At 62.4% G+C, this 25,879-nt stretch carries 30 protein-coding genes; 20 read left to right on the top strand and 10 right to left on the bottom strand.

The window, feature by feature from the left end; translation table 11 throughout:
- Positions 1–27: 27 nt before the first annotated feature.
- From uvrA to NKH54_RS12640, 5 genes are all read right to left on the bottom strand, one after another.
- A complete protein-coding gene (uvrA, locus tag NKH54_RS12660; RefSeq protein ID WP_353028322.1) occupies positions 28–2,949 on the bottom strand; it encodes an excinuclease ABC subunit UvrA in 2,922 nt (973 codons plus the stop codon).
- A gap of 782 nt (positions 2,950–3,731) precedes the next feature.
- Positions 3,732–3,953 carry a hypothetical protein gene (locus NKH54_RS12655; RefSeq protein WP_033003135.1) on the bottom strand — a complete coding sequence of 74 codons (222 nt, stop codon included), beginning with the start codon at positions 3,951–3,953 and terminating at the stop codon, positions 3,732–3,734.
- A 146-nt stretch (positions 3,954–4,099) separates the two neighbouring features.
- A complete protein-coding gene (locus tag NKH54_RS12650; RefSeq protein WP_353028320.1) occupies positions 4,100–4,708 on the bottom strand; it encodes an ATP-dependent Clp protease proteolytic subunit in 609 nt (202 codons plus the stop codon).
- A gap of 29 nt (positions 4,709–4,737) precedes the next feature.
- Positions 4,738–5,205, bottom strand: a complete 468-nt coding sequence (locus NKH54_RS12645) for an SRPBCC family protein (RefSeq protein ID WP_023819863.1) — start codon at positions 5,203–5,205, stop codon at positions 4,738–4,740.
- Positions 5,202–5,516 carry an ArsR/SmtB family transcription factor gene (locus NKH54_RS12640; protein WP_023706188.1) on the bottom strand — a complete coding sequence of 105 codons (315 nt, stop codon included), beginning with the start codon at positions 5,514–5,516 and terminating at the stop codon, positions 5,202–5,204. The genes NKH54_RS12645 and NKH54_RS12640 overlap by 4 nt, the downstream gene beginning before the upstream one ends.
- A gap of 133 nt (positions 5,517–5,649) precedes the next feature.
- On the opposite strand from NKH54_RS12640, the gene NKH54_RS12635 reads away from it, so the two are divergent.
- The 4 genes from NKH54_RS12635 to NKH54_RS12620 all read left to right on the top strand — a co-directional run bounded on the left by NKH54_RS12635 (position 5,650) and on the right by NKH54_RS12620 (position 7,681).
- A complete protein-coding gene (locus NKH54_RS12635) occupies positions 5,650–6,138 on the top strand; it encodes an ABC transporter ATP-binding protein (protein WP_353028319.1) in 489 nt (162 codons plus the stop codon).
- Positions 6,139–6,262: 124 nt separating this feature from the next.
- On the top strand, positions 6,263–6,796 hold the full coding sequence (gene ssb, locus NKH54_RS12630) for a single-stranded DNA-binding protein (RefSeq protein ID WP_023684633.1): 534 nt from the start codon (positions 6,263–6,265) through the stop codon (positions 6,794–6,796).
- 37 nt (positions 6,797–6,833) lie between these two features.
- Positions 6,834–7,232 (top strand): DUF2306 domain-containing protein, encoded by a 399-nt coding sequence (locus NKH54_RS12625; protein ID WP_023752202.1) that lies wholly within the window; start codon positions 6,834–6,836, stop codon positions 7,230–7,232.
- Between the two features lie 23 nt (positions 7,233–7,255).
- The gene (locus NKH54_RS12620; RefSeq protein WP_023706191.1) at positions 7,256–7,681 is read left to right on the top strand and encodes an OsmC family protein; all 426 of its coding nucleotides are present in this window, start codon (positions 7,256–7,258) and stop codon (positions 7,679–7,681) included.
- A gap of 52 nt (positions 7,682–7,733) precedes the next feature.
- On the opposite strand, the gene NKH54_RS12615 is transcribed toward NKH54_RS12620, so the two are convergent.
- From NKH54_RS12615 to NKH54_RS12605, 3 genes are all read right to left on the bottom strand, one after another.
- Positions 7,734–8,363 (bottom strand): MarC family protein, encoded by a 630-nt coding sequence (locus NKH54_RS12615; RefSeq protein WP_023670949.1) that lies wholly within the window; start codon positions 8,361–8,363, stop codon positions 7,734–7,736.
- 106 nt (positions 8,364–8,469) lie between these two features.
- Positions 8,470–8,847 (bottom strand): VOC family protein, encoded by a 378-nt coding sequence (locus NKH54_RS12610; protein WP_023726684.1) that lies wholly within the window; start codon positions 8,845–8,847, stop codon positions 8,470–8,472.
- A 32-nt stretch (positions 8,848–8,879) separates the two neighbouring features.
- Positions 8,880–9,416, bottom strand: coding sequence for a hypothetical protein (locus NKH54_RS12605; protein WP_353028317.1), 537 nt, complete (start codon positions 9,414–9,416; stop codon positions 8,880–8,882).
- An 87-nt stretch (positions 9,417–9,503) separates the two neighbouring features.
- On the opposite strand from NKH54_RS12605, the gene NKH54_RS12600 reads away from it, so the two are divergent.
- Both NKH54_RS12600 and gyrA read left to right on the top strand, forming a co-directional pair.
- Positions 9,504–10,355, top strand: coding sequence for a helix-turn-helix transcriptional regulator (locus NKH54_RS12600; protein WP_353028316.1), 852 nt, complete (start codon positions 9,504–9,506; stop codon positions 10,353–10,355).
- 223 nt (positions 10,356–10,578) lie between these two features.
- The gene (gene gyrA / locus NKH54_RS12595) at positions 10,579–13,368 is read left to right on the top strand and encodes a DNA gyrase subunit A (protein ID WP_023696506.1); all 2,790 of its coding nucleotides are present in this window, start codon (positions 10,579–10,581) and stop codon (positions 13,366–13,368) included.
- A 56-nt stretch (positions 13,369–13,424) separates the two neighbouring features.
- Here gyrA and NKH54_RS12590 read toward each other — a convergent pair whose 3' ends face one another.
- A complete protein-coding gene (locus NKH54_RS12590) occupies positions 13,425–13,571 on the bottom strand; it encodes a hypothetical protein (protein WP_353028315.1) in 147 nt (48 codons plus the stop codon).
- Positions 13,572–13,765: 194 nt separating this feature from the next.
- Here NKH54_RS12590 and coaD point away from each other — a divergent pair, with 194 nt between their 5' ends.
- From coaD to tgt, 7 genes are all read left to right on the top strand, one after another.
- A complete protein-coding gene (gene coaD / locus NKH54_RS12585; protein WP_023670954.1) occupies positions 13,766–14,266 on the top strand; it encodes a pantetheine-phosphate adenylyltransferase in 501 nt (166 codons plus the stop codon).
- 76 nt (positions 14,267–14,342) lie between these two features.
- The gene (locus NKH54_RS12580) at positions 14,343–14,930 is read left to right on the top strand and encodes a peptidylprolyl isomerase (protein ID WP_353028314.1); all 588 of its coding nucleotides are present in this window, start codon (positions 14,343–14,345) and stop codon (positions 14,928–14,930) included.
- Between the two features lie 43 nt (positions 14,931–14,973).
- Positions 14,974–15,486: a peptidylprolyl isomerase gene (locus NKH54_RS12575; protein ID WP_353028313.1), complete on the top strand. Its 513-nt coding sequence runs from the start codon at positions 14,974–14,976 to the stop codon at positions 15,484–15,486.
- Positions 15,487–15,498: 12 nt separating this feature from the next.
- Complete coding sequence (locus NKH54_RS12570; RefSeq protein WP_023693398.1) at positions 15,499–15,948, top strand: DMT family transporter; 450 nt, start codon at positions 15,499–15,501, stop codon at positions 15,946–15,948.
- A complete protein-coding gene (gene queA / locus NKH54_RS12565; RefSeq protein WP_023754900.1) occupies positions 15,948–17,036 on the top strand; it encodes a tRNA preQ1(34) S-adenosylmethionine ribosyltransferase-isomerase QueA in 1,089 nt (362 codons plus the stop codon). Before NKH54_RS12570 ends, queA begins: the two co-directional genes overlap by 1 nt.
- Positions 17,026–17,295 carry a hypothetical protein gene (locus NKH54_RS12560; RefSeq protein WP_023684641.1) on the top strand — a complete coding sequence of 90 codons (270 nt, stop codon included), beginning with the start codon at positions 17,026–17,028 and terminating at the stop codon, positions 17,293–17,295. Before queA ends, NKH54_RS12560 begins: the two co-directional genes overlap by 11 nt.
- Positions 17,288–18,418, top strand: coding sequence for a tRNA guanosine(34) transglycosylase Tgt (gene tgt / locus NKH54_RS12555; protein ID WP_023715836.1), 1,131 nt, complete (start codon positions 17,288–17,290; stop codon positions 18,416–18,418). The genes NKH54_RS12560 and tgt overlap by 8 nt, the downstream gene beginning before the upstream one ends.
- Positions 18,419–18,424: 6 nt before the next feature.
- Here the strand turns inward: tgt and NKH54_RS12550 are convergent, their stop codons facing one another.
- On the bottom strand, positions 18,425–18,847 hold the full coding sequence (locus NKH54_RS12550) for a DUF4864 domain-containing protein (protein WP_023684643.1): 423 nt from the start codon (positions 18,845–18,847) through the stop codon (positions 18,425–18,427).
- A gap of 193 nt (positions 18,848–19,040) precedes the next feature.
- On the opposite strand from NKH54_RS12550, the gene NKH54_RS12545 reads away from it, so the two are divergent.
- The 7 genes from NKH54_RS12545 to NKH54_RS12515 all read left to right on the top strand — a co-directional run bounded on the left by NKH54_RS12545 (position 19,041) and on the right by NKH54_RS12515 (position 25,878).
- Positions 19,041–19,652, top strand: a complete 612-nt coding sequence (locus NKH54_RS12545) for a DsbA family protein (protein WP_023693402.1) — start codon at positions 19,041–19,043, stop codon at positions 19,650–19,652.
- Positions 19,653–19,720: 68 nt separating this feature from the next.
- Entirely contained in the window at positions 19,721–19,957 is a 237-nt protein-coding gene (locus NKH54_RS12540) for an Lrp/AsnC family transcriptional regulator (protein ID WP_023670963.1), read from the top strand.
- A 273-nt stretch (positions 19,958–20,230) separates the two neighbouring features.
- The gene (locus NKH54_RS12535) at positions 20,231–21,643 is read left to right on the top strand and encodes a circularly permuted type 2 ATP-grasp protein (protein WP_023670964.1); all 1,413 of its coding nucleotides are present in this window, start codon (positions 20,231–20,233) and stop codon (positions 21,641–21,643) included.
- A gap of 144 nt (positions 21,644–21,787) precedes the next feature.
- On the top strand, positions 21,788–22,729 hold the full coding sequence (locus tag NKH54_RS12530; protein ID WP_023693403.1) for an alpha-E domain-containing protein: 942 nt from the start codon (positions 21,788–21,790) through the stop codon (positions 22,727–22,729).
- Between the two features lie 85 nt (positions 22,730–22,814).
- Positions 22,815–23,609 (top strand): transglutaminase family protein, encoded by a 795-nt coding sequence (locus NKH54_RS12525; protein WP_353028312.1) that lies wholly within the window; start codon positions 22,815–22,817, stop codon positions 23,607–23,609.
- A gap of 32 nt (positions 23,610–23,641) precedes the next feature.
- The gene (locus NKH54_RS12520) at positions 23,642–24,373 is read left to right on the top strand and encodes a proteasome-type protease (RefSeq protein WP_023684646.1); all 732 of its coding nucleotides are present in this window, start codon (positions 23,642–23,644) and stop codon (positions 24,371–24,373) included.
- Between the two features lie 89 nt (positions 24,374–24,462).
- A complete protein-coding gene (locus NKH54_RS12515; RefSeq protein ID WP_023688617.1) occupies positions 24,463–25,878 on the top strand; it encodes a pyridoxal phosphate-dependent decarboxylase family protein in 1,416 nt (471 codons plus the stop codon).
- The last annotated feature ends 1 nt before the right edge of the window (position 25,879 follow it).

Below are 25,879 nucleotides of genomic sequence, written 5' to 3'. Positions count from 1 at the left end.
TCTCCAGGCGCCCGGCCGGTCTGCCAGTCACTCCGCCGCTTCGCGCTTGCCTCCGGGCCGCCGCTCCAAAAGCTCCTTCAGGAAGTGGCCGGTGTAGCTGCGCTTTTCGCGCACGATGGCTTCCGGTGTGCCCTGTGCAACCAGTTCGCCGCCGCCATCGCCGCCTTCGGGGCCGAGGTCGAGCACCCAGTCGGCGGTCTTGATGACTTCGAGATTATGCTCGATGACCACCACCGTGTTGCCCTGGTCGACCAGCTCGTGCAGCACTTCCAGCAACTTGGCGACGTCGTGGAAGTGCAGGCCGGTGGTCGGCTCGTCGAGGATGTAGAGCGTCTTGCCGGTTGCCTTGCGCGACAATTCCTTGGCGAGCTTGATGCGCTGCGCCTCGCCGCCCGACAGCGTCGTCGCCTGCTGGCCGATATGGATGTAGCCGAGGCCGACCTGCTTCAGCGTGTCGAGCTTGTCGCGCACGCCGGGCACGGCGGCAAAGAAATCGACACCTTCCTCGACCGTCATGTCCAGGACGTCCGCGATCGACTTGCCCTTGAACACGACATCCAGCGTCTCGCGGTTGTAGCGCTTGCCATGGCAGACGTCGCAGGTGACGTAGACGTCGGGCAAGAAGTGCATCTCGATCTTGATGACGCCGTCGCCCTGGCAGGCTTCGCAGCGGCCGCCCTTGACGTTGAAGGAGAAGCGCCCCGGCTGGTAGCCGCGGGCCTTGGCTTCGGGCAGACCGGCGAACCAGTCGCGGATCGGTGTGAAGGCGCCGGTGTAGGTGGCCGGGTTCGAACGCGGTGTGCGGCCGATCGGCGACTGGTCGATGTCGATGACCTTGTCGAGGAATTCGAGGCCCTCGATGCGGTCGTGATCGGCCGGATGCTCGCGCGAGCCCATGATGCGGCGCGACGCCGCCTTGAACAGCGTCTCGATCAGGAAGGTCGATTTGCCGCCGCCAGACACGCCGGTGACGGCGGTAAAAGTGCCGAGCGGGATTTCGGCAGTGACGTTCTTGAGATTGTTGCCGCGCGCGCCGACGATCTTCAGCCGGCGGTTTTTCTTGGCCTCGCGCCTGACACCGGGCGTGGCGACTTCGAGCGCGCCCGACAGATATTTACCGGTGATCGAGTTGGGATTGGCCATCACCTGCTGCGGCGTGCCCTGGGCGATGATCTCTCCGCCATGAATGCCGGCGGCCGGACCCATGTCGACGACATAATCGGCATGCAGGATGGCGTCCTCGTCATGCTCGACGACGATCACCGTGTTGCCGATGTCGCGCAGATGCTTGAGCGTGTCGAGCAGGCGGGCATTGTCGCGCTGGTGCAGGCCGATCGACGGCTCGTCCAGCACATAGAGCACGCCGGTGAGGCCGGAGCCGATCTGCGACGCCAGCCTTATGCGCTGGCTCTCGCCGCCCGACAGCGTGCCGGAATTGCGCGACAGCGTCAGATAGTCGAGGCCGACATCGTTGAGGAAGCGCAGGCGGTCACGGATTTCCTTGAGAACGCGCACCGCGATCTCGTTCTGCTGGTCGTTGAGATGTGGCGGCAGTTCGGTGAACCACTGGTCGGCCTTGCGGATCGACAGCTCTGTGACTTCGCCGATATGCTTGCCGGCGATCTTCACCGCCAGCGCTTCCGGCTTCAGCCGGTATCCCTTGCAGACCGGGCAGGGCGTCGCCGACATGAAGCGCTCGATCTCCTCGCGCATCCAGGCGGATTCGGTTTCCTTCCACCGCCGTTCGAGATTGGGAATGACGCCCTCGAACGTCTTGGTGGTCTTGTAGGAGCGCAGGCCGTCATCATATTGGAAGGTGACCTCGCGCTCGCCGGTGCCACGCAGGACGGCATCCTTAGCCTCTTCGGTCAGGTCTTTGAACTTGTCGCCGAGCTTGAAGCCGTATGCCTTGCCCAGCGCTTCCAGCGTCTGCGCATAATAGGGCGAGGTCGATTTCGCCCACGGGCTGACGGCGCCGTCGCGCAGCGAGACGTTTTCGTCCGGCACGATCAGGCTGGCGTCGATGGCGCGCTGATTGCCGAGGCCGTCGCAGGTCGGGCAGGCGCCGAACGGGTTGTTGAACGAGAACAGCCTGGGCTCGATCTCCGGAATGGTGAAGCCGGAAACCGGGCAGGCGAATTTTTCCGAGAACAGGATGCGCTCATGCGTCTCGTTCTTCGATTTGTTGACCGAGTCCTCGCCGGTCTGGCTGGCGTCGAGCGGCCGGTCGGCGAACTCGGCCACCGCCAGCCCTTCCGCCAGCTTGAGCGCCGTTTCGATGGAATCGGCAAGCCGTGTCGCCAGGTCGCCGCGCACGACGATGCGGTCGACGACGACATCGATGTCGTGCTTGTACTTCTTGTCCAGCGCCGGCACATCGGCGATCTCGTAGAAGACGCCGTCGACCTTGACGCGCTGGAAGCCCTTCTTCTGCAGCTCCAGCAGTTCCTTTCGATACTCGCCCTTGCGGCCGCGCACGATCGGCGCCAGCAGGAAAAGGCGCGTGCCTTCCTCGACCGCCAGCACCCGGTCGACCATCTGCGAAACCGTCTGGCTCTCGATCGGCAGGCCGGTGGCCGGCGAATAGGGGATGCCGACGCGCGCAAACAGCAGGCGCATGTAGTCGTAGATCTCGGTGACGGTGCCGACTGTCGAGCGCGGGTTCTTCGACGTGGTCTTCTGCTCGATCGAGATGGCCGGCGACAGGCCGTCGATCTGGTCGACATCCGGCTTCTGCATCATTTCGAGGAACTGGCGCGCATAAGCCGACAGGCTCTCGACGTAACGGCGCTGGCCCTCGGCATAGATGGTGTCGAAAGCAAGCGACGATTTGCCGGAGCCCGACAGGCCGGTCATGACGATCAGGCTGTCACGCGGCAGGTCGAGATCGACATTCTTCAGGTTGTGTTCGCGTGCCCCGCGAATGGAAAGGTATTTATGGTCGGCCATCGCCGGTCGCCGCCTCAGGTCTGGTGTCAGTGGGATCGGCGGGTTTTCCCGGCCATTCCCTATGTAGGTATTTTTGCCGCCACGTCGAGAGACGCCACACTTCTCGACCAAAGCCGTTTAACCGTCTTTCGCGCGAAGGGGCAAGCGGAAAGAACAAAGACCGAACACGCTCCTGACAAAGCTGTGCAGAAACTGACAAGGTGTTTGAGAAACTGACCCTGACGTAAGCTCCCGGCGATCACATTTTCCGTAACCGGCTATTCAAGGTTGACGTCGTCGAATCGGGGGCGCACTCTGCCGGAGTCAACGGAGCCGGCCGTCTTTGATGGCCTCGCCGCCCATAGCGGCCTGCGAGACGCCGCAGGTTTTTGCGATTTGTGCTTCGGATTGACACCTGTCGCAACGGACATAGGAGCGGAGCATGACGCCACCGGATAGTCCCTTGAGGCTCCACCTGCTAGTGGAGCCGCGGCGGGCATAAGTGCCAGGTAGTTTCGAGGCATTGAAGTGTATGTGTCCAAATGGACGCATCGCGACAATCCAACAAACCACCCGACAAACCGTGACCTGCCGAATCCCACAAAAATCAGAGACGGCTAGTCGGATCGTCGGCTGAACGCCGCGAAGCATCCGAAATCAAAGTCGGTATAACACTACCGGCAGTTTGGATTTGGAATCCAAGAAAAGCCCCGACCGTTAGCGGAAGCAACGGCGGGGCTGTTCTTTTGTGAGGAAGTCGTCGGCGCAGGCTTTCTCTCCCGTATAGTAGCTGGGAGAAGGGGCTACCGGCGCGGCGGCTTGATCCCACCCGTGCCGACATCGACAGTGATGCTGCCGGAAATCTTGACATCGGTGTCGCCGATCTTGAACGTGCCGTTCTCGCCGGCAGGCAGCGCGTCGTCCGGCTCCGGCTGCGGCGCGGGCTTGGCGATGCGGTAGTCGCCGGTCACGCCGGGCAGGGCGCCTTTCCGCGACGTGCTGGTGCTGCCCCCGGCAAAGGCCATGCTCGATGTCGCCGCCGTGATGGCAATGGCTATGGTCAGTCTGTTCAGGTGGTAGCGCATGCCAAGACTATAGTGCCGCGCTCAAGGCGAGGCCAGACCAGCGGCGTTGAAATTGAGGGAACACCGGCCTGCATTCGATACGGTGATCAGGCCGCTGCCTGCTTGCGGGTGTCGAAGACGTGGTCGACGAGGCCCCAGTCCTTGGCCTCCTTCGCGGTCATGAAGAAATCGCGGTCAAGCGTGCGTTCGACCTGTTCGTGGGTGCGGCCGCAATGGTGAGCGTAGAGGTCGGCCATGTGCCGCTTGGTGCGCAAAATGCCTTCGGCGTGACGCTGGATGTCGGAGGCCTGGCCCTGGAAGCCGCCCAAAGGCTGATGCAGCACGATGCTGGCATTGGGCAGCGCGATGCGCCGCCCCGGCGTTCCCGCCATCAGCAAGAAGGAGGCCATCGACGCGGCAAAGCCCATGCACACGGTCGACACCGGGCAGCTGACATATTGCATCGTGTCGTAGATGGCGAAACCGCTGGTCACCACGCCGCCCGGCGAGTTGATGTAGAGCGAGATCTCCTTGTCGGGATTGTCCGATTCCAGCGACAGGAGCTGGGCGCAGACCAGCGCCGACATGCCGTCATTGATCTCGCCATTGACGAAGATGATGCGCTCGCGCAGCAGCCGCGAGAAAATGTCGAAGGCGCGTTCGCCGCGGCTCGATTGCTCGATCACCATCGGCACCAGATTGGCAAAGCCGCTCATCTCATTGTCTCCGTTTTGATTTTTCCGGTTCAGGCGGCGCGCAGCAACAGGCGTGGCGCGTTGGCGGCGACAGGCCGCTTGGGCTTGTATGCGCGCAGCCAGAGCCGGCAGCCGGCGCCGGCCATCGCGACCGCAGGCGTCAGGACAAACCCGTCATGGACGATGCGCAGATGCGTGCCGCCGGAAACGGTGCGGGCGAGTGTGAAGGTGACGATGCTCCCCAGCTCCTCGCGGTCGGCGTCGCCGGAACGCTCGCGCCAGGAATAGCGCAGCAGGCGCCCCGGTTCGGCATCGAGCACTTCGCACTCGATCGGCTTCTCAGGCCCGGCAAAGGCAAAGCGGCTGCCGGTTTCCGGATTGATGTCGTTCGGCATCATCCATTCCGCCAAGAGGTCCGGCACGGTCAGTGCCCGCCACACTTTTTCCGGTGCGTCCGGCAGATCGCATTCGAAGGCGAGGGCATCTTTGGCGGTCTGCGTCTGCTTTTCGTCGGTCATTGGTCCATGTCCTTCAAAACGACCTTCAGTCTTTCGATGCGCTCCGGCCAGAATGCGCGGTAGCGTTCGATCCAGCCGAGCAGCGGCTCGAGCCCTTGCGGATCGGCGCGATAGTAGGCGTTGCGGCCGGCGCGTCTTTCGCTGACTAGGCCTGCGCCGCGCAGCACGGCAAGGTGCTGCGACACAGCCGGCTGCGACACGCTCATGCCGGTGCGCAACTCCGACACGCTCATCTCGCCGGAAGTCAGCCGCTCGTAGACGGCGCGTCGCGTCGGGTCGGCCAGGGCGCGAAAAATCTCTGCTTCGATCATGGCAAAAGCATAAGTCGATACTTATCGATTTGGCAAGGGGTGTTTTGAATGCCGCGCATTGATTGGATCCTGCCGGGCCTCTAAGCCGTGGGGAACAAGATGGGCCGATCATCGCGAGGCAGGAGTAGTATTTATGAATTCCAACGTCGATCTTTCGTCCGCCGAGAACCTCAACGAGGCTCTGAGGCTCTATCGCCGCCTCGTACTCGGTATAGGAGCGATCGCCGTCATCGGTTTCGTGGCCGTGATCTTGTTGGCCAAGCTGGGTACGGCGCTATCGCCGCCATACGGGATTTACATCTTCGGCGAAGGATTGGGGACCTGGGGCCTAATCGCGGTGGTAGCGGCGCTCGTCGCTCAGGTGTGGTGGCACGGGCGCGCGATCGGGAAATTGCTGAATGACCCGGCTCTGAAATCTGAACCTGCAGTCGGGCTGATGTCGGCGCCAACCGTGATCGCACAGCGCGCCCATGGCATGGGCATGGAGTGGAGCGGCTTTTTCGGTCCGTTGCGACCAGCTAAAAAAACGGCGCTGACGACACCGCTTCTCGCCCCTGCGTGTCAGCTAAATCCACGCGCCCGCGTCCGCGATTGCTGCCATTCCTTGACAATCCGTGGTTAACAGTATAGGAACGAAAAGGGAACAAAAACCTTGTGGGAAAAGCCAGCCGCGGCAAGCCAGGATTGTGCGCGGCCTGTAAGGTGAACGACTTGAAATTTGTTTCGGATGAGCACGGAGAAGTGTCATGGCGGGTAGCGTCAACAAGGTCATTCTGGTCGGTAACCTCGGCGCGGACCCTGAAATCCGCCGCCTGAATTCCGGTGATCCGGTCGTCAACATCCGCATCGCCACGTCGGAAAGCTGGCGCGACAAGAACTCCGGCGAGCGCAAGGAAAAGACCGAATGGCACAACGTGGTCATTTTCAATGACCAGATCGCCAAGGTCGCCGAGCAGTACCTGAAGAAGGGCATGAAGGTTTACGTCGAAGGCCAGCTGCAGACACGCAAATGGCAAGACCAGACCGGCGCCGACAAGTACACGACCGAAGTCGTGCTGCAGAAATTCCGCGGCGAGCTGCAGATGCTCGATTCTCGCGGCGAGGGCGGCGGTCAGGTCGGCAACTATGCCGGCGGCAGCGGCGCGAGCCGTGGCTCGGATTTCGGCCAGTCTGGCCCCAATGAGAGCTTCAACCGCGGCGGCAACAGCGGTGGCGGCGGTTCCAAGGGCGGCGGTGGCGGCGGCTCGTCGCGCGAACTGGACGACGAAATCCCGTTCTGAGCTGACGGTAGTCAGCGATATCTGAGGAGAGGGCGCGATGTCGCTCGGACCGCTTCTATCGGCGCGCCCTCCCATTCCATGGCACGCCTTCGCGGCCCTTGCCGCGCTGGCCATTGGCGCTACGCAACTAGCGCTGCCGAAAGGCACGACGCGTCATCGTGTCGTCGGCTATACTTGGGCGGCGCTGATGCTGGTCGTCGCCATCTCCAGTTTCTGGATCCAGCAGATACGCCTCGTCGGTCCGTTCAGCCCGATCCATCTCTTGTCGATTTTAGTGTTGATCGCCGTGCCGCTGGCGGTCTGGCACGCGCATATGCATCGGGTCGCCAAACATCGCAGGGTCATGATATCGCTGTATGTTTTCGCCCTGATCGGCGCCGGCGTGTTCACGCTGCTGCCGGGGCGGATCATGCACACGGTCGTCTTCGGCCAGTGACGCTTTCTGAAAGGAAGATTGCCGTGAAAGCACGGATTAAATGGGTCGAGGAGCGCACCTTCGTCGGCGAGTCCGGCAGCGGCCACAAACTGGTGCTGGGGACCGCCCCCGGGCCGGAAGGCAAGACGCCAGGTCCGAGCCCGATGGAGCTGGTGCTGATCGGCACCGGCGGCTGCTCGGCCTATGATGTCGTCCACATCCTCGAAAAAGGCCGCGAGGCGATCGAGGACTGTGTTGTAGAACTCGACGCCGACCGGGCCGAAACCGACCCCAAAGTCTTCACCCGCATCCACATGCATTTCATCGTCACGGGCCACGCGCTGTCGCGCGACAAGGTCCAGCGCGCCATCAACCTGTCGATCGAGAAATACTGCTCGGCCTCGGCCATGCTGGCCAAGACGGCTGTCATCACCCACGATTTCGAGGTCGTCGATACGGCGGTGGAGTAGGGAGCAGGGAGCAGGGAGCAGGGAGCAGGGAGCAGGGAGCAGGGGCTGCCGTTCACCCCGCCATCAGCGCCTTGATCCCATCCGCGACGAACTGAACCGCAAGCGCGGCCAGGATGACGCCGAGCAGGCGGGTGAGGATCGAGCGGCCGGTCTGGCCGAGGATGCGGTCGATGCGCTCCGACAGCACGAACACCAGATAGGTGATGGCAAGGCAGACGAAGATGATGCCGACCAGCGCCGCTTGTGCTGCAAAACCCTGAAACGAGCCCGACAGTAGCACGGTCGCCGAAATCGCACCGGGGCCGGCGATCAGCGGGATCGCCAGCGGGAAGGCCGCGATGTTGTGGATCATGTCCTTGGTGATGGCAACGTCGCCGATCTTCTCCTTGCGGTCCTGGCGGCGCTCAAACACCATTTCGAACGCGATGAAGAACAGCAAAAACCCGCCGGCGACGCGGAAAGCCGGCAGCGTGATGCCGAACACCGACAGGATGGACGCCCCGGCCACCGCAAACAGCGCCATCACCAGGAAGCCGATGATCGAGGCGCGCACCGAAACCTGCTGACGTTCCTCGCGGTTCATGCCGCGTGTCACCGCGAGGAAGAGCGGCGCGAGACCTGGCGGGTCGATGGTCACCAGAATGGTGACGAAGGCGTTGAACAAGCTGTCGAAACTCGGCATCGCTGACCCCTCCCGCCGGGCCGGACTCCTGCGCCACCATAGTGGTAGAGCAAAGCCCGACCGGTGGGAACCGTCTGACATGGCGATACCGGAGACGGCGTCAGTGTTAGGCGGCAGCGTTGCAATAGGCCTCCAGACGATAGCCGTCGGGATCGACGACGAAGGCAGCGTAATAGTTCTCGCCATAGTCGGCGCGCAGGCCCGGCGCGCCATTGTCGCTGCCGCCTGCACGCAAGGCGGCGGCATGGAAGGCAACGACACTCTGCCTCGTCGGCGCGCTAAAGCAGAAATGCAGACCGGACTTCTCGTCCGATGACACTGGCCGCGCCGCATCGTTCACCCACAGCGCCACGGTTTGCGCACCATAACCCAGTGAGCCTGGCGACTGGCTGAGGCAGGAATAACCGAGCGGCTTTAGCGCGGCATCGTAGAAGGGCTTCGAAACGTTGGTGTCGCGGACGCCGATCGAGACATGGTCAAGCATGTTTTTTCACCTTTTTGCAATATGTTGCGTCATCAGTCCTGGGCGACGCGGCGCGCCAGGAACTCGACTTCGAGACGCCATGTCTTGCCATCGTCGTGCGAACGCTCGCCGAGCCAGCGGAAGCTGTCCTTGGTGATGCGCGAAAAGCTCCAGCGGACCGAGGAACCAGTGCCGTCGGCGCCGACCTGCACAATTGTGTCGCCTTCGGCGCGACCAAGCTGGCGGCTGTAGTATTGGTTTCGCGGGTCGCTCCAGAAGATGTGCCAGGCATCCGAGCCGGGATCATAGGCCCGCAGCGTTGTGCCATAGAAAGTCCATCTGCCGACCGAGGGCGAGGGGCCGGCATCGCGCGCGGGCAGGATCCATACATCCTGGATCGCCCTGCCTTCCAGGACCCAGCCGAAATGCACCTCGCCGCGTCCGGTGAAAACCGTGCCGTCCTCGAGATGGCGCGTGGCATCGAATGTCCAGGCGCCGACGAAGCGGCCGTAGAGATCCAGCTTTTCAGCCAGGCCGGGATTGGGGCCGTCGCTGTGGAGCGCTTCGGCAAAGGAGGATGTACCGATCATACTTGCTGCCTTCGTTGTGTCAGGAGGCTGCAAGCGATAGGCCCCGACCGGGTGTCGCGCTTGGGAAAAATTGCTATCTTTCAAGCCATGACGACGAGCGAACAAAACCTGGCATCGGGGCAGGGCTGGCATGTGTCCGACGTGCTGTGCACGGCCGGCGCCGGCGACCGCCCGTTCGAGGAGGCGCACGACACCTTCTGCGTTGCCGCTGTCACCAGCGGCACCTTCCGCTACCGCACCAGGCAAGGCGCCGCCATGCTGGCGCCGGGCGCGATCCTGCTCGGCAATGTCGGCGCCTGCTATGAATGCGGGCATGAGCATGGCGCCGGCGACCGTTGCCTGTCCTTCCACTTCGCACCGGCCTATCTCGACCGCATCGCCAGCGACGTGCCCGGCGCGAGCAAGCCCGCCTTCGGCGTGCCGCATCTGCCGCCTTTGCCGGCGCTCGCATCGCTGCTGGCCGAGGCGGAAGCGGCGCGCGAGATGGTCGACATCGACGCCTTTGAAGAGCTTGGCCTGCGAATTGCCGGCGCAGCACTAGCAGTTGCCGGCGCAGCACTGCCTGTGGCCAGCGATGCGGTGCCTGGCGTTCGACCGCCGAGCCGCCGCGACCAGAAACGGGTTGCCGAGGCGGTGCGGCAGATCGAGCTCAATGCCGACAGGCCGGTCTCGCTTTCCGAGCTTGCCTGCGCGACGGCGACCAGCCCGTATCATTTCCTGCGCACCTTCCGGCAGGTCGCCGGCATGACGCCCTATCAGTTTCTGCTGAGAACCCGGCTGCACCGCGCGGCGGTGCGGCTGCGCATGTCAGGCGATGCCATCTCGGCAATCGCCTTCGAGGCCGGTTTCAACGATTTGTCGACGTTCAACCGCCGTTTCCGGCGCGTCATGGGTGAGACGCCTGGCCACTATCGCGCCCGGCGGGTGGCTACCCGCTGACGCGTCTGTCTGCCTCCAGATAAGCTCTTGGCTTGGAAAACTGTCCTTCGCAGGCTTTTGCCCCTGGCGGCGGCGAATGCGTTATGGCCAAATCGTCGCAATCAGAGGTATCCATTTGAATTTACCACTGAAATCCTCATTGGAAAAGCACCACGAATATTGGAGTTTCGGCCGTGCTTCCTATATAAGCGGTCAGTGATTCCTGATTAGATTGTGATCCGATTTGACCGACCAAAAACCCCCGCGCGGCGCCGACGGCGGCCCTACCGGCATCGAGCCCATCTCCATCATCGAGGAGATGCAGAGCTCCTACCTCTCTTATGCCATGAGCGTCATCGTCAGCCGTGCGCTGCCCGATGTACGCGACGGCCTGAAGCCGGTTCACCGCCGCATTCTCTATGCGGCGCATGAGAGCGGTTACCACTGGAACCGCAAATATGTGAAGTCGGCCCGCCCGGTCGCCGACGTGATGGGTAAATACCATCCGCATGGCGACGCCTCGATCTACGACGCCTTGGTGCGCATGGCGCAGGACTGGTCGCTGCGCGTTCCGCTGATCGACGGGCAGGGTAATTTCGGCTCCATCGACGGCGATCCGCCGGCGGCGATGCGCTACACCGAATCGCGGCTGACCAAGGTCGCGCATGAACTCTTGGAGGACATCGACAAGGAAACCGTCGATTTCCAGGAGACTTATGACGCATCCGACACCGAACCGAAGGTGCTGCCGGCCCGCTTCCCCAATCTTCTGGTCAACGGTTCCGGCGGCATTGCCGTCGGCATGGCCACCAATATTCCGCCGCATAATCTGGCCGAGATCTGCAACGGCGCCATCGCCATCATCGACAATCCGGCGATCGATTTGCCGGCGCTGATGGAGATTATTCCGGGTCCCGATTTCCCGACCGGCGGCATCGTGCTCGGCCGTTCCGGCATCTACAGCGCCTATGCGACGGGTCGTGGCTCCATCGTCATGCGCGGCAAGGTCAATGTCGAGCAGCGCGGCAACGACCGTGAATCGATCATCATCACGGAAGTCCCGTACCAGGTGAACAAGGCCTCGATGATCGAGAAAATGGCCGAGCTGGTGCGCGACAAGCGCATCGAAGGCATTTCCGACATTCGCGACGAAAGCGACCGCCAGGGCTACCGCGTCGTCATCGAGCTGAAGCGCGACGCTGTCGCCGACGTCATTCTCAACCAGCTTTACCGCTTCACGCCGCTGCAGACCTCCTTCGGCGCCAATATGGTGGCGCTGAACGGCGGCAAGCCGGAAGTGATGAACCTGACCGACATGCTGAAGGCGTTTGTCAGCTTCCGCGAAGAGGTGATTAGCCGGCGCACGAAATTCCTGCTGCGCAAGGCGCGCGACCGCGCCCACGTGCTGGTCGGCCTCGCCATCGCCGTCGCCAACATCGACGAAGTGATCAAGCTGATCCGCACCGCGCCCGATCCGCAGACGGCGCGCGAGCAGTTGATGGAGCGGCGCTGGCCCTCCGGGGACGTGGAGTCATTGATTCTGCTTATCGACGATCCGCGCCATCGCATCAATGAGGATGGCACCTACAACCTCTCCGAGGAACAGGCGCGCGCAATCCTCGAACTGCGCCTGCAGCGCCTGACCGCGCTCGGCCGTGACGAAATCGCCGACGAGCTGAACACCATCGGCGACGAGATCAAGGATTACCTCGATATTCTGTCGTCCCGCGCCCGCATCCAACAGATCGTCAAGGACGAGCTTGCCGCCGTGCGCGACGAGTTCGGCACGCCGCGCCGCACCGAGCTCACCGACGGCGGCGCCGACATGGAAGACGAGGACCTGATCCAGCGCGAGGACATGGTCGTCACCGTCAGCCATTCCGGCTACATAAAGCGCGTGCCGCTGTCGCTCTACCGGGCGCAACGCCGCGGCGGCAAGGGCCGCTCCGGTATGTCGACCAAGGAAGAGGATTTCGTCACCCGGCTGTTTGTGGCCAACACGCATACGCCGGTGCTGTTCTTCTCCTCGCGCGGCATCGTCTACAAGGAAAAGGTCTGGCGGCTGCCAATCGGCAATCCGCAGTCGCGCGGCAAGGCGCTGATCAACATGCTGCCGCTGGAGCAGGGCGAGCGCATCACCACCATCATGCCGCTGCCCGAGGACGAGACCAGCTGGGGCGAACTCGACGTCATGTTCGCCACCACGCGCGGCACCGTGCGCCGCAACAAGCTGTCCGAATTCGTCCAGGTCAACCGCAATGGCAAGATCGCCATGAAGCTAGAGGAGGAGGGCGACGAGATTCTCGGCGTCGAGACCTGCACAGACAATGACGATGTGCTTTTGACCGCCAGCTCCGGCCAGTGCATCCGCTTCCGCGTTGGCGATGTGCGCGTCTTCCAGAGCCGCAATTCGGTCGGCGTGCGCGGCATAAGCATGGCCGAGACCGACCGCATCATCTCCATGTCGGTGATCGAGCATGTCGATGCTTCACCGGCGGAACGCTCCGCCTACCTCAAGCGGGCAGCACTGGAGCGGCGGCTTGCCGCCGAGGTGACCGGCGAGGAAGAAGAGATTGCACTCACCAATGAGGAGATTGGCGAGGAGACCGAGCTTTCCGACAGCCGTTACGAAGAGCTCAAGGCGCATGAGCAGTATGTGCTGACGGTGACCGAATATGGCTACGGCAAGCGCTCGTCATCCTACGATTTCCGCCTGACCGGACGCGGCGGCAAAGGCATCCGCGCCACCGACGTGTCGAAGGTGGCCGAGATCGGCCAGCTGGTGGCGACTTTCCCGGTCGGCAATGACGACCAGATCATGCTGGTTTCGGATGGCGGCACGGTCATCCGGGTGCCGGTCAACGGTATCCGTTTCGCCAGCCGCGCCACCAAGGGCGTGACCATCTTCAACACCGCCGAAGGCGAGAAGGTGGTTTCGGTCGAACGGATTTCGGAGCCGCAGGCCGACGAGGATGTCGAAGAGGGTGTCATTGAGGCCGGCGCCGGAGATGCCGTACCGGACAGCACCGAATAGGTTTGAGCAACAACGCCGGCCCGATGGGCCGGCGCAAACAAGAAACTAGCAATAAATCAGGGGCGACGGTGGGGCCAGCGAGCGCCGAAACCTTCGAACCGCTTTGTGCGGACACGGACGCGCTCTGCCTCGCTATGCAATCCGAATGCGGTGGCGATCAGCATGGCGACGGTCATTGCGGTGGCGAGCATGTAGGTCAGCATGTGCGTGTTCTCCTGCGCCTATCCAACGGTTAGATCGGGTTTTGGTTTCATCTTCCGAAGTGCAAACTAGCGAACGCGGCGTGAAGTCTTCGTGATCAAGGCATTCATCTGTCGTTCATGTCTGCGAAAAGGTTCACGCAGATGTTCCCAATCGCATTTGCCTTCCGCCCAATGCCCCGCTAGAAGCACCTCCCATGACCGATCGCATCGCCCTTTATGCCGGCTCCTTCGACCCGCTGACCAACGGCCATCTCGATGTCCTGAAGGCATCGCTGGCTGTCGCCGACACGGTTTATGCGGCGATCGGCACCCACCCCGGCAAGACGCCGCTGTTTTCTTTCGACGAACGGGTGAAGCTGATCGAGGCCGCGACCAAGGCCGAATTTGGCCGCGACGGCGACCGGATCAAGGTCGTCGCCTTTGACGGGCTGGTTATCGACGCGGCCCGCAAGCATGGCGCCTCGATCATGATCCGCGGCCTGCGCGACGGCACCGATCTCGATTACGAGATGCAGATGGCCGGCATGAACGAGACCATGGCGCCGGAACTGCAGACGGTTTTTCTGCCCGCCAGCCCATCGGTACGCACCATTACCGCCACACTTGTGCGCCAGATAGCCTCGATGGGCGGAGACATCCGTCCCTTCGTACCGGCCGCCGTTGCCGGTGCGCTCACCGCCAAATTCGCGAAATAGTGCATGTCGCCCCAAAGTGGATGCCGGTTTTTGGGGCAACGACATGCACCCTAACAAAGACCTTCGGAGATCCCTTATGCAGCTGAAAAAGCTCGCCTCGTTTCTCGTCGTGCTTGCCGGTCTCGTGACCGCATCCGTTTCGGCCTTCGCCGCCGAACCAGAAAACACCATAGTCATCACCTTGAAGAACGGCGACGTCACCATCGCGCTACGCCCCGACCTGGCACCCAAGCATGTCGCGCAGATCAAGAAGCTGGTGCGTGAAGGCGCTTATAACGATGTCGCATTCCACCGGGTCATCAACGGCTTTATGGCGCAGACCGGCGACGTCAAGTTCGGCAACATGAAGAAGGGGTTCAGCCCCGAGGCCGTCGGCACCGGCGGTTCAGACCTGCCGGACCTGCCGGCCGAATTCTCGCAGAGTGAGCATTTCAAGCGCGGCACGCTCGGCATGGCCCGCTCGCAGGATCCGAACTCCGCCAATTCACAGTTCTTCATCATGTTCGCGCCGGCGCCAAACCTCGATGGCCAGTACACCATCGTCGGCAATGTCGTCAGTGGCATGGAGCTGGTGGACAAGATCAAGAAGGGCGACGAGGCCGACAACGGCACGGTCAGCGAGCCCGACCGCATGATCAAGGTACGCATCGCCGCCGACAAGTAAACCAATCAAATCAATCTGTTTTCTGAGATAAAGGATATCCGACATGGCTGAGATCAAGGACCGCGAGAACGCGCTCATCCTGGAAACGACCAAGGGCAAGGTCGTCATCGAACTGTTCCCCGATTTGGCTCCCGGCCACGTCGCCCGCATCAAGGAACTGGCCCGCGAAGGCGCCTATGACGGCGTGGTTTTCCACCGCGTCATCGAAGGCTTCATGGCGCAGACCGGCGACGTGAAGTTCGGCAATTCGTCGAAGCCGACCTTCGCGCCTTCGCGTGCGGGCATGGGCGGCTCGGAAAAGCCGGACCTGAAGGCTGAGTTCTCCAACGCCAACCATGGCCGCGGCACCTGCTCGATGGCCCGTTCGCAGAACCCGAACTCGGCCAATTCGCAGTTCTTCATCTGCTTCGACAATGCCGCTTTCCTCAACCGCCAGTACACGGTCTGGGGCCAGGTCATCGAAGGCATGGACAATGTCGACAAGATCAAGCGCGGCGAGCCGGTGGTCGATCCCGACAAGATCGTGTCGCTGAAGGTCGCGGCCGACGTCAGGTAAGGACAAACGAAGATGATGGGCGTGGTCTGGTCGCTGCTCGGCATCCTGTCAGGCGCCTTCATCGCCGTCCAGGCGCCGATCAACTCGCAGCTGGCGCGCGGCCTGGGGCTCCCGGTCGCGGCTGCTGCGTTTTCGTTCCTGTCGGGCGCGATCGTGCTTGGTATCATCTCCATTGCCGTTGTGCGGCTGCAGGACATCTCGCTCGACTGGAAGGCGCCGGCGCCTTGGCTGTTCATCGCCGGCGGCATGCTCGGCGGTTTCTATGTTACCCTGTCAACCATTCTTACGCCGCGCATTGGTGCAGCCGCGTTGATGGCGTTCCTGGTTGCCGGCCAGTTGCTGGCCGGCATGCTGATCGATCGCGTCGGCTTTCTCGGCGTGGCGGTGCGCGAGATTTCGCTCGGCCGCATCGCCGGCGCGGTGCTGCTGTTGGCCGGAGCGCTGCTCGTCCGGCTCTACTGATGCGCGTCGATCTCTTCGACTTCGACCTGCCGGAGGAGCGCATCGCGCTGCGCCCGGCCGAGCCGCGCGACAGCGCCAGAATGCTGGTGGTCAGGCCAGGCGAAGACTTTGCGGACCGCGCGGTGCGCGACCTTCCGTCCTTGCTCAGAACGGGCGACGTGCTGGTCTTCAACGACACCAAGGTCATTCCTGCCCAGTTGAGAGGCATCAGGCGGCGCGGCGAAGCGCAGGCGCAGGTCGACGCCACGCTGCATATGCGCATGGCGCCGGACCGCTGGCTGGCCTTCATGCGGCCGGGCAAGCGCATCGCCGCCGGCGACCGCATCCATTTCGGCCATGACGGCAATTCCTGTTTTCTCGGGCAACTCGACGCCACGGTGATCGAGAAGGGCGAGGCCGGCGAGGTGCTGCTCGGTTTCGACCTGTCGGGGCCGTTTCTCGACGAGGCGCTGCATGCCGTCGGCCACATCCCGCTGCCGCCCTATATCGCGTCGAAGCGCGACGACGACGCGCGCGACCTGACCGACTACCAGACCATCTATGCCAAAGAGGAAGGTGCTGTGGCAGCGCCCACCGCCGGCCTGCATTTCACGCCGGAACTGTTTGCAGCACTCGACGCTAAAGGCATCGAACGCCGCTTCGTCACCTTGCATGTCGGCGCCGGCACCTTCCTGCCGGTCAAGGCGGACGACACCGCTGACCACAAGATGCATGCCGAGACCGGCTCGGTCAGCGAAGCAACAGCCGACGCTCTGAATGGCGCCAAGGCGCGGGGCGGGCGCATCATCGCTGTCGGCACGACTTCGCTGCGCCTGCTGGAGAGCGCGGCACGGCCTGATGGCTCGCTGACCGCCTGGTCCGGCCCGACCGACATCTTCATCACGCCGGGCTATCGGTTCAAGACCGCCGACCTGCTGATGACCAATTTCCATCTGCCGCGTTCGACGCTGTTCATGCTGGTTTCGGCCTTCAGCGGCCTAGATACGATGCGTGCGGCCTATGCTCATGCCATCGGGAACGATTACAGGTTCTATTCCTACGGAGATGCAAGCCTGCTTTATCGAGCGGAGATGAGCGATGGACGATGACCTGCAGGCCTTTGATCGCGAAAGCCTGATCGCCGAAGTGAAGAAATTGCGTGCCGGCATTCGCCAGCACCGAGATTCTACCGGCCATGATTTATGCTGGCATCATCCCAACCTGTGGGACCTGCTGCCGGAAAAGACCGATCCATCGATTGCCGTGCCGCCATGGCCGAAATTCATGCGCGGCTGCATCCAATACCGCCAGTCGCTCGACAGGCAGGCGCCAGGCGCGCCTGTCCATGACAAGGAATTCAATGGCTGAGACATTCACCTTCAAGATCCTCGCCACCGACGGCAAGGCGCGGCGCGGTTCCATCACCATGCCGCGCGGCGAAATCCGCACGCCGGCCTTCATGCCGGTCGGCACCGGCGGCACGGTCAAGGCCATGTATATGGACCAGGTGCGCGGCGTCGGCGCCGACGTCATTCTGGGCAATACCTATCATCTTATGCTGCGGCCAGGCGCCGAGCGCGTGGCGCGGCTTGGCGGCCTGCATGAGTTCGCCCGCTGGCCACAGCCGATCCTGACCGACAGTGGGGGTTTTCAGGTCATGTCGCTGTCGAAGCTCAGAAAATTGACCGAGAAGGGCGTCACCTTTCGCTCGCACATTGACGGCGCTGCCTACGAGATGTCGCCGGAGCGCTCGATCGAGATCCAGGGCCTGCTCGATTCCGACATCCAGATGCAGCTCGACGAATGCACAGCGCTGCCGGCCGACCTCAAGCAGATCGAGCGCGCGATGGAGCTGTCGCTGCGCTGGGCCGAGCGCTGCAAGACAGCGTTCGGCGACCAGCCCGGCAAGGCCATGTTCGGCATCGTCCAGGGTGGCGACAACGCAGCACTCAGGGTGCGCTCGGCGCAGGCGCTGAGCGCGATGGAGCTGAAGGGCTATGCCGTCGGCGGCCTGGCCGTCGGCGAGCCGCAAGCGGTGATGCTGGATATGCTGGAGATCACCTGTCCGGAATTGCCTGACAACAAGCCTCGATATCTCATGGGCGTCGGCACGCCGGACGACATCGTGAAATCGGTGGCGCGCGGCATCGACATGTTCGACTGCGTGATGCCGACCCGCGCCGGCCGCCATGGCCTGGCCTATACCAGGCGCGGCAAGGTCAATCTCAGGAATGCCCGCCATGCGGACGATCCGCGGCCGCTGGACGAGGAGAGTGACTGCCCGGCGGCACGCGACTATTCACGCGCCTATCTGCATCATCTCGTGCGCTCGCAGGAGGCGCTGGGCGCGATGCTTCTGACCTGGAACAACCTGTCTTACTATCAGAAGCTGATGCAGGACATTCGCGCCGCGATCGAGGCAAAGGCCTTCGAGGCGCACACATCAGACATTTCAGAGGGATGGGCGAGGGGCGATATTCCGGTGCTATAAGCACATCTAGGTGCTGAGCGAATTCGCTGCACGCAAGCTGCAGCCGGTGATTTGAAAGCTGCCGTCGGGCTGCTGTTCCAGCGTGTAGACCGCCTCATAGTCCTTGCCGTCGGGCCCAACGATCAGCACTTGCTGGATTAGCGAAGTTGGCCCCATCTGCTCGACCTTGCCGAAGGAATAGCTCTGCGGCTGGCGCACCGGCGGATAGCCGTTGGTCACCATGTTCATGAAGGTGTCGACGGTGGGAAAGATGCGCTTCACATTTGGAGCGGCGAAACTGTACGCCTTGGCGCCATCATTGGCGATGAGCGCCTTCAACTGACCATCGATGACGGCCTGGCCGGCCTTGACTTCGGCGTCGCCGGCAAGGGCTGCCGACACGAACAACGCGAACAGCAATGAAACAACTGCGAATGCGGTGCGGCGCATGGCCTGTCTCCATTGTCCCCCAACAAAACCTGTCCCGGGACGCATCATACCATACGGTTTGCGGAGCCTCACGGTTTCAGCAACCGCAATATTCGCCACGCAAGTGCCACATGATCATGCTTAAGCCTCCTTTAACGCGGGGCGCGCATCGTAGGGACGGGTGGGGACCCATTCGCGCAACCAGGGGACGACCATGTTCAAGCAGCCGATCGACCGGCGCCTTTTGCTGAAGGGCGCGGCAAGCCTCGCAGTTTTGGCTCCCTTGCCCGCCTGGGCAAGCACCGGGCCGACTGTCACGGAAGTCGCCTTCGATCCCGCCATTCCAGCGCTCGGCAACCCCGATGGCGACGTCACCATCGCCGAATTCGTCGACTATCAATGCCCGATCTGCAAGCTCGTCTTCGTCGAACTGAAGAAGTTGATGGAAGAGGACAACGGCGTCCGGCTTGTGATGAAGGACTGGCCGATCTTCGGCGACGTGTCGCGCGACGCGGCGCGGGTGACGCTGCTGAGCGGCGAACACTATGGCGCGGCGGTCGATGCGCTGATGACCAACCAGCGCGGCCTTTCGGAACGCCGCACCAACGACATCCTTTCTTCCGTCGGTGTCGATGTGGCGATGGTGCGTGCCGACCTCGCCATCCGTGAACCCGACATCGACGCTGCCCTTGTCCGCACCGAAGCCCAGGCGACGGCTTTCAAGCTGCGCGGCACGCCAGCCCTGGTCATCGGCGGCAACTTGTACCGGCGCGGCATGCCGGTGTCTGAACTGAGGCAAGCCGTCGCCAAGGCGCGCTCGGCCTGATGCTTGAAAGCCGGGCGGCAGTCTGCCACAAGGGCCGCTTGTGTGCTGAAGCTTGATCGGGACCGGCAATGAAGACGTTTTTCATGCAGATAAAGTGCGATCTGGGCAAGTCCTATGAGGTCGCCAGCGCGCTCGCCGATGCCGAAATCGCCTCGGAGATCTACTCGACCGCCGGCAATTACGACCTGCTTGCCAAATTCTACGTCGACGACGAGGAAGATGTCGGCCATTTCGTCAACGAGAAGGTGCAGATTATTCCCGGAATCAAGGACACCTTCACGGTCGTCACTTTCCGCGCTTTCTAAAGCAATTCCAGGAAAAGTGTGAAGCGGTTTTCCGTCCGGAATTGCGTCGAAGCAAAAAGCCATGGCAGGTCCCCGTTGCCATGAAACGGTGAACTGCTATGGCCGCATCAGGCACTTGCCCGGCGACAAGGCAGAGCCTGATTAAGGCCCCGTTCCGACTGCCCGAATTTTGGGCAGTCGAAACATACTGATCGCCGATATCCTCCAAATCACCGATTGCGCTTGATTTTCTCCCGCGACGCCAGTGAAATGGCGTCACAGGGGAGTATGCGATTGGCAGCGTTCGATGAAATGCTTCCGGAAGTTTCCGGGCTTAGACAACCGTATACGGCTTACGACCGCTGGCTGAAGGAGCAGGACCCGGCCAGGCTTACCGAAAAGATGCAGGACGCCGAGCGCGTCTTCCGCAAGACCGGCATTACCTTCGCCGTCTATGGCGAGCAGGAAGCCTCCGAGCGGCTGATCCCCTTCGACATCGTGCCGCGCATCATCTCCGGCAATGAATGGCGAAGGCTGACGCAAGGCATCGAGCAGCGCGTGCAGGCGCTGAACGCTTTCCTCGACGACATTTACCACCGCCAGGAAATCCTGCGCGCCGGCCGCGTGCCGAGGGAGCTGATCGCCAGGAACGAGGCGTTCCTGCCGGAAATGATCGGAGTGCGGCCACCGGCCGGCGTCTACACCCACATTATCGGCGTCGATATCGTCCGGATCTCGGAGAACGAGTTCTACGTGCTGGAGGACAATGCGCGCACGCCGTCGGGGGTCTCCTACATGCTGGAGAACCGCGAGACGATGATGCAGCTCTTTCCCGAGCTGTTCCAGCAGATCAAGGTGCGGCCGGTGGAGAATTATCCGCAATTGCTGCGCCAGTCGCTGGCGGCAGTGCGGCCGCAAAGCACCAAGGGCGCACCGACCATTGCCGTGCTGACGCCGGGCAGCTTCAACTCCGCCTATTTCGAACATGCCTTCCTCGCCGACCAGATGGGCGTGCAACTGGTCGAAGGCCAGGATCTGCGCGTTGTAGACGGCCACGTCGCTATGCGCACGACCGAAGGCTACAAGCAGATCGACGTGCTTTACCGGCGCGTCGACGATTCCTTCCTCGATCCGCTGACCTTCCGGCCGGACTCGGCCCTTGGCGTGCCCGGCATCATGGACGTCTACCGCGCCGGCAACATCACCATCGCCAACGCGCCGGGAACCGGCATCGCCGACGACAAGGCGATTTATTCCTACATGCCCGACATCGTCGAGTTCTACACCGGCCGCAAGGCCATCCTCGGCAACATCCCGACCTGGCGCTGCTCGGAGCCCGACAGCCTGAAATACGTGCTCGAACACATCCATGAGTTGGTCATCAAGGAAGTGCACGGCTCCGGCGGCTACGGCATGCTGGTCGGCCCGGCTGCGACCAAGAAGGAATGCCAGGATTTCGCCAAGAAGCTGCAGGCGAAGCCCTCCAACTACATCGCCCAGCCGACGCTGGCGCTGTCGACCTGCCCGATCCTGACAGAAAAAGGCCTGTCGCCGCGCCATGTCGACTTGCGACCCTATGTGCTGGTGTCGGACCGTATTCAGATCGTGCCCGGCGGCTTGACGCGGGTGGCGCTGAAGGAGGGGTCGTTGGTCGTGAATTCCTCGCAAGGCGGCGGGACGAAGGATACGTGGGTGTTGGACGATTAGGTAGGGAATAGGGCAGTAGGCAGTAGGCAGTAGGCAGTAGGCAGTAGGCAGTAGAGGGACAAGAAATGCCGTATTCCACAGAGATTCAAATGTTTACTAATCCCTACTCACTAATCCCTACTCACTAACCCGAAGGGCCTTGCCATGCTTCTCGGCCGCACCGCCAACGGGCTCTACTGGATGAACCGCTATATCGAGCGGGCGGAAAACATGGCGCGTCTGGTCGATGCCGGCCTTCGCATGGCGCTGACCCGCACCCAGAGCGCGTCGGAAGAGTGGAATTCGGTGCTGCTCAGCGCCGGCTCCGACGTCACCTTCACGCAGAAATACAAGGACTATACCGCCGCCAATGTCGCCGACTTCCTGCTGCGCGACACCTCGAACCCGTCGAGCACGATGTCGGCGATCGAGACCGCTCGCAACAATGCCCGCATGGTGCGCACGGCGCTGACGCGCGAGACCTGGGAGAGCATCAACGAAGCCTGGATGGCGCTGAAGCGCATGCTGGCAAAGCCGATCGACGAGCGCGACCTGCCGAGTGTGCTCGACGCCATCAAACGCGAGACGGCGCTGATCCGCGGCTCGTTCTACGGCACGATGCTGCGCAACGAGATCTTCGACTTCTCACAACTCGGCACCTATGTCGAGCGGGCCGACAACACGGCACGCATCCTCGACGTGAAATACTACGTGCTGCTGCCGTCGATCTCCTGGGTCGGCTCGAGCCTCGACAACTACCAATGGGAATCGATCCTGCGCTCGGTGTCGGCGCACCGTTCCTATCGCTGGGTCTACGAGGCCGACTACAAACCGACCAATATTGCCGACTATCTGATCCTCAATGTGCGCATGCCGCGTTCGCTGACCTTCTGTTATCGTTTTCTCGCCGAGCATCTGAAGTTCCTGGGCGACGACTATGGCGACCGTCATGCCTGCCACGCCACCGTCGACAGGACACAGGCGATGCTGCAGGCAGGGTCGATCAAGGACATATTCGACGCCGGCCTGCACGAATTCCTGGCCAGGTTCATTCAAGACAACACCAAGCTTGGCGAAGAGATCGCACAAGATTACCGGTTCAATTGAGCATGATCGCGAACCGGAGGGCCGCGCTAGCGACAAGTGGGACCCGGTTTTCGGATAAGATCATGCTTACAAACGGAAAATAGGCATGCGGCTCAAGATCACCCACCGTACCGAATACCGCTACGACGCGCCGGTGCACTATCTGTTGCAGCGGCTACGCCTGTTACCGGTCAGCGGACCGACGCAGACCGTCTTGTCCTGGGCGCTGAAGATCGAGGGCGCGCGAGAGGAAGTCCGCTTTAACGACCATTTTGGCAACGATAACAGGCTGTTGAGCGTCGAGGGCGAGCGCGACTTCATCACCGTCGAGGCCTCCGGCGAGGTTGTCACGCGCGACACAGCAGGCGTCTCGGGTCCGCATCACGGCTTTGCGCCACTGTGGCTGTTCAGCCAGGAGACAGCTTTGACCATCCCCGGCGAGGGCATAAGCGAGCTTGCCGCGGCGGTCGGCAAAGGTACCGACATCGAAAGGCTGCATCGGCTGATGGCGCTGATCGTCCAGCGCGTCGCCTACACGCCGGGCACCACCAGCGTGACGACCCCGGCGGAAGAGGCATTGGCGCTGAAGACCGGCGTTTGCCAGGATCACAGCCACATCTTTGTCACCGCAGCCCGCGTCATCGGTTTTCCGGCCCGCTATGTCAGTGGCTATCTGATGGTGGATGCGGCCATCGAGCAGGCGGCAAGCCATGCCTGGGCCGAAGCCCATGTTCAGGGTCTCGGCTGGGTCGCCTTCGACGCCGCCAACGGCATTTCCCCAGATGAACGCTATGTCAGGGTAGCCACCGGCCGTGATTATCGCGACGCCTCGCCGGTGTCGGGAATTCGACTGGGACAGGCGGAGGAACAGCTTGCAGTCACCGTCACGGTAGAGCAGTAGTCTCCGGCAAGATTGCTGCCTGAAGAGATTCCATGACTTATTGCGTCGGCCTCAAGATCGATCGTGGGCTCGTGTTCATGTCGGACACGCGCACCAATGCCGGGATGGATTCGATCTCTACTTTCAAGAAGATGCATGTCTGGGAAGAGCCAGGCGAGCGCGTCATCGTACTGATGTCGGCCGGCAATCTGGCTACGACGCAGGCCGTGGTCAGCCTGCTCGACGAGCGCACCAAGGCGGTGGCGGAACGCCACGCGACGCTGCTCGAGACCCCATCCATGTACCAGACGGTGCGGCTGGTCGGCGACACCGTCAAGGAAGTCATCGCCAGCTCGTCGCCTGCCGGCGAAAAGGCGGATTCCTATTTCAACGCCTCCTTCATCCTCGGCGGCCAGATCAAGGGCAGCCCGCCACGGCTGTTCATGATCTATCCCGAGGGCAATTTCATCGAATCGACCGACGACACGCCGTTCTTCCAGATTGGCGAGACCAAATACGGCAAGCCGATCATCATCCGTGCCTATGAAAGGACGATGAGCCTGGCTGAAACGGTCAAGCTCTTGCTGGTATCGTTCGATTCGACGCTGAAATCGAACCTGTCCGTCGGCCTGCCTCTCGACCTGCTGTTCCTGGAGGAGGACACGTTCACGGTGGGTTTGAAAAAGCGCATCGGCCAGGACGATCGATATTATCGTGCTATTTCCGAAGGCTGGTCGAACGCGTTGAAGACGGCCTTTGCCAGCCTGCCGGATTTTCCGGGGTAGCGCGGGAACCTTCGTCGCGGTTGCCTGTCTCTATTTAACATGTTAATCAAAATTCAAACGGCTGGCTGATCGGCGCGTCGGGAGGATCCATGGACAACGAGCAATTCCGCGACTGGTCGAGGCGCGCCGCCGACTGGGGCGCTGATTACCGCGCCGGCCTTCGCGATCGGCCCGTGCGACCTGCCATAGCGCCGGGCGAGATCTTCAGGAGCATCGAAGCTTCTCCGCCGGAGGCCGCGGAATCGATGGAGACGATCTTCGCCGATTTCGAAGCCAAGATCGTGCCCGGCATGACGCATTGGCAGCATCCGCGTTTCTTTGCTTATTTCCCGGCCAATGCAGCACCCGTCTCGGTGGTGGCCGAATATCTGGTCTCTGCGATGGCCGCGCAGTGCATGCTGTGGCAGACTTCGCCGGCGGCGACAGAGCTTGAGACGCGCATCGTCGACTGGATGCGCCAGGCGCTCGGCCTGCCCGAAGGCTTTTCCGGCGTCATCCAGGACTCCGCATCATCGGCGACGCTGGCCGCCGTACTGACCATGCGCGAGCGCACGCTCGACTGGCAGGGCAACAAGAAGGGTCTTTCCGGGCAGGGCAGGCTGCGCGTCTATTCCTCCGACCAGGTGCACACCTCGATCGACCGCGCCATCTGGGTCGCCGGCATTGGCGAGGAAAACCTCGTCCGCATTCCCGTCGCCGGCACCTACCGCGCCATGGATACCGCGGCTTTGGAAGCGGCGATTGTTGCCGACCGCGCGGCCGGCCTATTGCCGGCCGGCATCATCGCGTGCGTCGGCGGCACCAGCACCGGCGGCACCGACGACATCGCTGAAGTGGCCGCGGTGGCCAAACGCCAGGGGCTCTATCTGCATATCGACGCCGCCTGGGCCGGATCGGCGATGATCTGTCCGGAATACCGGCATTTCTGGACCGGTGTCGAGGGCGCGGACTCGATCGTCTTCAACCCGCACAAATGGCTGGGCGCGCAATTCGACTGCTCGATCCAGTTCGTCCGTCAGCCGGAGGATCTCGTGCGCACGCTGGCGATCAAGCCGGACTATCTGAAAACTCGCGGTCATGACGGCATCATCAACTACTCCGAATGGTCGGTGCCTCTCGGCCGTCGCTTCCGGGCGCTGAAGCTGTGGTTCCTGCTGCGCGCCCATGGCCTCGAGGCGCTGCGCACCATGATCCGCAATCACGTCGCCTGGAGCGAAGGCATAGCAGCGCGCCTGGCCGAGGAGGAGGATTTCGAGCTCGCCAGCCAGCCGATGCTGTCGCTGTTCTCGTTCCGGCATCGCGCCGCATCCGGCGCTGACTGCGACGAGCACAATTTGCGTCTGGTCGACGCCATCAACAATGACGGCCGTATCTACCTGACGCAGACGCGTGTCGATGGGCGGGTCGCCATCCGCTTCCAGGCAGGCCAGTTCGAGACAACCGCGGCCGATGTCGATACCGCCTTCACTGTCATCTGCGAGTGTGCAAGATCCCCGAAGGACTGAC

The organism is Mesorhizobium sp. M1004, assembly GCF_040318795.1.
In the GTDB taxonomy this organism is placed as follows: domain Bacteria; phylum Pseudomonadota; class Alphaproteobacteria; order Rhizobiales; family Rhizobiaceae; genus Mesorhizobium.
Note: the sequence above shows the minus strand (reverse complement) of the source record. Positions and strands in the feature narration are given on the sequence as shown.